This window comes from Acinetobacter sp. YH01020 (genome assembly GCF_013420275.1).
Lineage (GTDB): Bacteria > Pseudomonadota > Gammaproteobacteria > Pseudomonadales > Moraxellaceae > Acinetobacter > Acinetobacter amyesii.
In genome coordinates this window covers 25,931-31,930 of the sequence record NZ_VOYN01000041.1, presented here as the reverse complement: position 1 = coordinate 31,930, position 6,000 = coordinate 25,931, and the positions used below count along the sequence as shown (strand labels likewise).

Annotated in this window: 7 protein-coding genes; 2 read left to right on the top strand and 5 right to left on the bottom strand. The window is 37.5% G+C overall.

Annotated features, from left to right (window positions below):
- Positions 1-458: 458 nt before the first annotated feature.
- The 5 genes from FTT85_RS13930 to FTT85_RS13910 all read right to left on the bottom strand — a co-directional run bounded on the left by FTT85_RS13930 (position 459) and on the right by FTT85_RS13910 (position 4,113).
- A complete protein-coding gene (locus FTT85_RS13930) occupies positions 459-1,001 on the bottom strand; it encodes a hypothetical protein (protein ID WP_078191840.1) in 543 nt (180 codons plus the stop codon).
- Positions 1,002-1,211: 210 nt separating this feature from the next.
- Positions 1,212-1,754 (bottom strand): gamma carbonic anhydrase family protein, encoded by a 543-nt coding sequence (locus tag FTT85_RS13925; RefSeq protein WP_180035324.1) that lies wholly within the window; start codon positions 1,752-1,754, stop codon positions 1,212-1,214.
- A 103-nt stretch (positions 1,755-1,857) separates the two neighbouring features.
- Positions 1,858-3,006 carry a D-alanyl-D-alanine carboxypeptidase PBP5/6 gene (gene dacC / locus FTT85_RS13920; protein ID WP_078191838.1) on the bottom strand — a complete coding sequence of 383 codons (1,149 nt, stop codon included), beginning with the start codon at positions 3,004-3,006 and terminating at the stop codon, positions 1,858-1,860.
- Positions 3,007-3,124: 118 nt separating this feature from the next.
- A complete protein-coding gene (locus FTT85_RS13915) occupies positions 3,125-3,511 on the bottom strand; it encodes an MCR_0457 family protein (RefSeq protein ID WP_180004877.1) in 387 nt (128 codons plus the stop codon).
- A 227-nt stretch (positions 3,512-3,738) separates the two neighbouring features.
- Positions 3,739-4,113, bottom strand: coding sequence for an MCR_0457 family protein (locus FTT85_RS13910; RefSeq protein ID WP_168377836.1), 375 nt, complete (start codon positions 4,111-4,113; stop codon positions 3,739-3,741).
- Between the two features lie 116 nt (positions 4,114-4,229).
- Between FTT85_RS13910 and surE the strand changes: the two genes are divergently transcribed.
- Complete coding sequence (surE, locus tag FTT85_RS13905; protein WP_180063509.1) at positions 4,230-5,003, top strand: 5'/3'-nucleotidase SurE; 774 nt, start codon at positions 4,230-4,232, stop codon at positions 5,001-5,003.
- A 114-nt stretch (positions 5,004-5,117) separates the two neighbouring features.
- Positions 5,118-5,948 carry a peptidoglycan DD-metalloendopeptidase family protein gene (locus FTT85_RS13900; RefSeq protein WP_180009371.1) on the top strand — a complete coding sequence of 277 codons (831 nt, stop codon included), beginning with the start codon at positions 5,118-5,120 and terminating at the stop codon, positions 5,946-5,948.
- The last annotated feature ends 52 nt before the right edge of the window (positions 5,949-6,000 follow it).

The following is a 6,000-nucleotide window of genomic DNA, read 5'->3' as shown; positions in this document are numbered from 1 at the left end:
TAACGTCTGATAATTTTTGAATATCTTTGAATTTCATCCAAGGATTATCCCTCGAATTAAATAATTTTGCTGATTAATTTAAGATCAAATAAATTGTACGTTTTTTGATTTATGACGGAAGTCTAATATATCAGATGGATAATTATACATTTCCAAAAGATAAAATATATTTGTTAGAAGAGTATGCAAAATCAGATTCTGTAAAGAATGTTATTTGCAAATCTTTATTGGAAACATTTGGTTGGGATTATTCTGTAGAGTCAATTACATATGATATGAATGATACAGTTTTATTTTCTTTTGTTTATAGTAAGAAAAATTGTTAAATAAAAGTGTATTGTTTAATTATTTAGTTAAATTATATTTTTGTCCAGTACTGATCGAATTGTTATAGATTTAACATTACAGCTTTTTAAAATACTTGCTTTAAAAAGCAGTAATGTTAAATATTAAAATCTTTATTCAATGAAGGGAGTCTTGTTATCACGAGGAAAATCAGGGAATAGCGTGTAAATCATATCAGGATTCTTTTGAAGACCCGCACCATCAATGTATTTCCACTCCTTACTTTCAATTGGACGTACGGCAAGCATGAAGGAAAGATCACCTGTCATTTTTCGACCATTCATAGAAATCGTGACTTGTTTAGGTACGGCACAAAACTCATTTCTACCAATGATATAACTTTGTTTTGGAGGATGAGTGTCAACTTGAGAGACATATATTTTATTTTGTTTAAAGGAGTTTGCAGCAAGTTCTAATATGGCATTATATTTATCTTTACCACCTGCATAATTGATAATAGATGAATCTGTTTTTTCGGTGATTAATGCATAATTACCCTTATTTAAGGCTGTGCCGATATCTTTAATTTCTTTGGCAATGATTTTTTCATAATCATCTTTACACTGCGTTGAATTCGCAAAAGCAGTTGTAGAGGTTAAAATTACGCCTGCAAAAAATATTCTAGTAATTAATAAAGTATAAGGTTTAATCAACATTAAAGAGTTACTCTGTATTTGAATTTGTCTGTCAATGAAGCATTTAGACATAAGCTGGAACTGTTAAAACTAAAAGGCTTTGTTGCATAAATATGTAAGCATCTGATTTAAATAAATTTAATTTTGGATCAAAAAATAATCAAAACCTTTAAAATCATATAGTTATGAAATCTTTGTGCAACAAAGCCAAACTAAAAACGAATGCGTATATTATTTATTTTGATCAAGATAATTATTCGACACCTTCACATAATTCTGCGCTGAATAAGGCAAGAACGCTTTTTCTTTATCGGTCAGTGGGCGAACTTTCTTAACGGGACTGCCCACATATAAATAACCACTTTCTAGAACTTTATTGGGTGGGACAAGTGAACCAGCGCCTATCATCACATCATCTTCAACAATTACATCATCCAAAATAATCGTACCTATACCGACTAAAACACGATTACCAATAGTACAGCCATGCAATTTTACATGATGACCAATTGTGACATCTTCACCAATAATCAGTGGAGAACCCTCAGGCTTATCGGCTTTTTTATGACTCACATGCAACATTGAGTGATCTTGCACATTAGAGTTTTTACCAATACGAATATGGTTTACATCACCACGAATCACAGCAAATGGCCAAACAGAGACATTTTCAGCCAATACAACATCGCCAATCACCACTGACATTTCATCGATATAGCAAGAGTCAGCAATACGTGGAACAGTGTCTAAATAAGGGCGAATGTTTTGGCTCATAGGAAAGTCATCTACAGGTTTTTAGGCAGTATAAAATAAAAAAGCACCTAGACCGAAATCTAGATGCTTTCACTTTAGTCTTAATATCGAGTTTTCATCAAACTTAGAATAAGTTGCTAAAGAATTGTTTGATGTGATCAATCATTTTTGCAAAGAAACCAGCTTCTTCAACATTTTGTAGAGCTACAAGTGGTTTTTCAGCAATGACTTTGCCATTAAGCGTTGCAACGTATTTACCGACCACTTGACCTTGTTTTAAAGGAGCAGTTAATTTTGGTTGAACAACCAATTGAGTTTTAATGGCGTTCGCTTCGCCTTTAGGCATCGTCACGTTAAAGTTTTCAGCTAGACCTACTTGAACTTCATTGTCTTTACCGTACCAAACTTTTGCTTTTGCAAGTACTTGTTTAGCAGGTTGAACTTTTACAGTTTCAAAGTTTGCATAACCCCAAGCTAAAATTTCACGTGTTTGAGATGCACGCTCGTTCATGCTTGGCGCACCAAAGATCACTGAAATTAAACGTAAAGGACCACGTTTAGCTGAAGTCGTTAAGCAGTAGCCAGCTTCTTCAGTATGGCCAGTTTTTAAACCATCTACACTTGGGTCAGTATAAAGCAGGGCATTACGGTTGCCTTGCTTAATGCCATTGAACGTAAATTCTTTTTCAGAGTAGATCGGATAGTATTTTGAACTGTCATGAATGATATGTTGCGCTAGAGTCGCCATATCTTTGGCAGTCGAGAAATGACCTTCAGCTGGCATACCTGTCGCATTGATGAATTGAGTATTCACCATGCCAATACGTTTCGCTTCTTGGTTCATCATGTGGGCAAAGGTGCCTTCATTGCCAGCAATATGTTCTGCCATAGCTTTAGAAGCGTCATTACCCGACTGAATGATAATGCCACGTAACATTTCTAATGCAGTTGCAGTACCGTTGAGCGGAACGTACATACATGACTCAGTGCTGCTGCCGCGACACCAAGCCGACTCATTCATACGTACTTTTTCATTTTCAGTTAGTTCACCGCTTAATAACTTTTGCTCAATGATGTAACTGGTCATCATTTTTGTCATTGAAGCAGGAGCTAATTTTTCGTTTTCATTTTTAGAAGCAAGGATTTGCCCTGTCTCATAGTCCATCAGCACATAAGATTTATTATTTAATTCAGGTGGTGCAGAAAGGACAGTTGCCGCGAATGAAAAACTAGGTGCAAGTAGTAATGCGGCAAGGGCGGTTTTTCGGGTCATTCTGGGTGGTTCCAATAACTTAGGTATAAGCACAAAGAGCCTAGCATTTTAGGACAAAGCTAGGCGGACTGCTATGGGGTGCAAGCGCTTATTTTAAAAGTATTGTAACCAATTGGTATTATTTGCTGTAAGCAGTCAATTCTTTGCAAATCGCACCATTTTTCTTATCGCCAGCTTTCTTTGCATCAGACTGCGCTTCTTTTAAAGCGTCTTTAAAACTTTTTTGTTTGCTGAGTTGCTGTAAAGCATTTACTGGGTTCTTTTCATTCGGCATATATTCTTTAGCTAATTTTGCATAACCCGCTTCAAACTTTGGTTGATCTTTGTCATTCACCAATTTTGGGCAGACTTCAGATAGTACATAGATAGCTGCAAGTTCTTGAGTGGTCACTTGAGGTGTAGGGGTAACTTCAATTTTTTCATCTGCGGCATGTGCAGACATGGTAGTGAAAGCAAAAGCAGAAAGGCTAAGGGCACAAAGAGATTTTACAAAAGAGTTTTTCATTTAAATAACCTGTTAAATAACCTAAAAGATATCAAATAGCTAAAATTTATTAGCCAAGCTTAATCATATTTTGGGTAGAGATCAGTAGAAAATTGTATTGAAGCTGTTTAGAAATCAATACATTGTGAAAGAAAAAAGGATGAGGCTATAAAGCGTCATCCTTTTTTGGCAGGTTTGATGCAATTAGGACTAACCTATTGAGAGGGCGTCCAAATCTGAATGATCAATTAACCTTCATAATTTAAAACGTCATCACAAACTGATTTTTGTTCAGCTTTATCAGTTTCTTTAGCAGCTTGACGTGCTTCTTCAAGAACTGATTTATATTCGCTGTCAGACTGTAGTTTTTCTAAAGTCATTGATTTATCAGAATAATCAGCAAGATATGTTTTAGTGAGTGCTTGAATGTTGGCATCAAATTTTGCATTTTGACCAATAATCGCAGGGCATACTTCTAACATGACTTGTGCAGATGCAATGTCTTCTTTTACGATGGTATTGGCTTCTTCTTGAGTGAAGTCATTGTCTGCGACCACAGTTTGAGTCATGCAAGCTGCTAGAGCAAAGCCCAATAAACCACGAAGTGCTACGGTTTTATTCATTTTGTACACACACATTTATGCTGGATGTTGAAATGTAAATATATATAATTATTCATATATTTCAATAAAATGTTCTTGCGAGTCATTTTTAATTTTTTAGTAATGGAAATTTAGTTGTGAATATATTAATTGCCAATGATGATGGCGTTTTTGCTCCCGGTATCCAAGCTTTAGCACATGCATTGCGTCCTCTCGGTCGTGTGGTGATTGTTGCACCTGAAAGTGAACGCAGTGGTTTTTCAAGTGCACTGACTTTAGATCGACCATTACGACCTGTCGAAATTGCACCAAATATGTGGGCGGTAAATGGCACACCTGCGGACTGTGTGTATTTATCAATGAATGGTCTGTTCGATTTTGAATTTGATTTGGTGGTGAGTGGGATCAATAGCGGCGCAAATCTGGGTGATGATGTGCTGTATTCAGGGACGGTCGGTGCCGCATTTGAAGGTCGTTTAATGAAACAACCTGCGCTAGCCGTGTCTTTGGCTGGACCGAATGTGCGTAGTTATAACAACCCTGAAGATTATGCCGTAGCTGCACAATGGGTGCATGATTTTATTGCCAATGGACTACCCGCGCTACCTGCACGACATATTTTTAATATTAATATTCCAGATGTTGCTGAACTTCAAGGCACCAAAGTGACCTATCAAGGAAGACGTTTACAGTCCAAACCGATTACCAGTCATGTAGACCCGCGTGGTCGTCAAGTCTATTGGATTGGCTTGGCAGGTGAGGCTGTGGCAGAGCCTAAAAAAGGCTTAACCGATATCGAGTCAGATTTCTTTGCAGTTGCAAATGGTTATGTCAGTGTAACGCCTATACAAATGGATGCTACAAACTATGAGATTTTGAATAACTTGCACTCAGAGTTATCTAAATCTTAAGTATTAATGTTATAACTTTGTGAAAATGGTTATGCCGCAACTTTTTTAGAGTGGATTTTTGCTAATCTTAGCCTATTCATAATGACTATATTTGAATTATTAGTGAGGAAGATGATGTCCCTGGTGTCACAATATCGCGTTATTGCCGCTCCTGCAGCATTATTTAAGACCCTTGTTTTATCTGCTGCGGTTGTTACGACTTTGGTCATGACTGGCTGTGCGTCAAAACCACAAATTAATAATGCGACCCGTTATGCGACTGCTCCGGATTATTATACAGTTCGTTCGGGAGATACTTTAAGTGGCATTGCCGCTCGCTATGGTTTGAGCTATGTCAGCATTGCAGAAATGAACGATATTGCGCAGCCTTATCGCATCTATGTTGGACAATCCATTCGCCTTAAAAATGGCGGCTCACGTCGTACAACGTCTACGCAAGCCATGACTCAAGCGGCACCAATTCAACGCCAAACGATTGCAATGCCAACGCAAACAGCGCCCGTGACTCAAGCTTCAACCACTCCATCGACAGTGACGCGAACTACAGTTCCAACGCCTGTGGTCAGTTCTTCAAGTTTACGTTGGGTGAGTCCAGTATCGCGTCCTACGGTATTACAAGGCTATAACTTAGCATCGAATGTGAAAGGAACACGTTACGCAGGTAATACAGGTGATCCTATTTTTGCAGCAGCTGATGGTCAAGTGGTCTATGCCGCCGATGGTCTTAAAGAGTACGGCAATTTAATTTTGGTGAAGCATATTAATGGCTATATCACTGCATATGCACATAACAGTAAAATGAATGTCAAAAGTGGCGATACTGTGAAAGCAGGGCAGCAAATTGGTGAGATGGGTTCATCGGGTACCAACCGCACGATGCTTGAGTTCCAAGTGCGTTTAGATGGTAAACCAATCAATCCAACTTCAGTTTTACCAAATAATTAAATATATAATGCAAAAGCAAAATATCCCCGTATAATACAATGAGTTGCTTTTA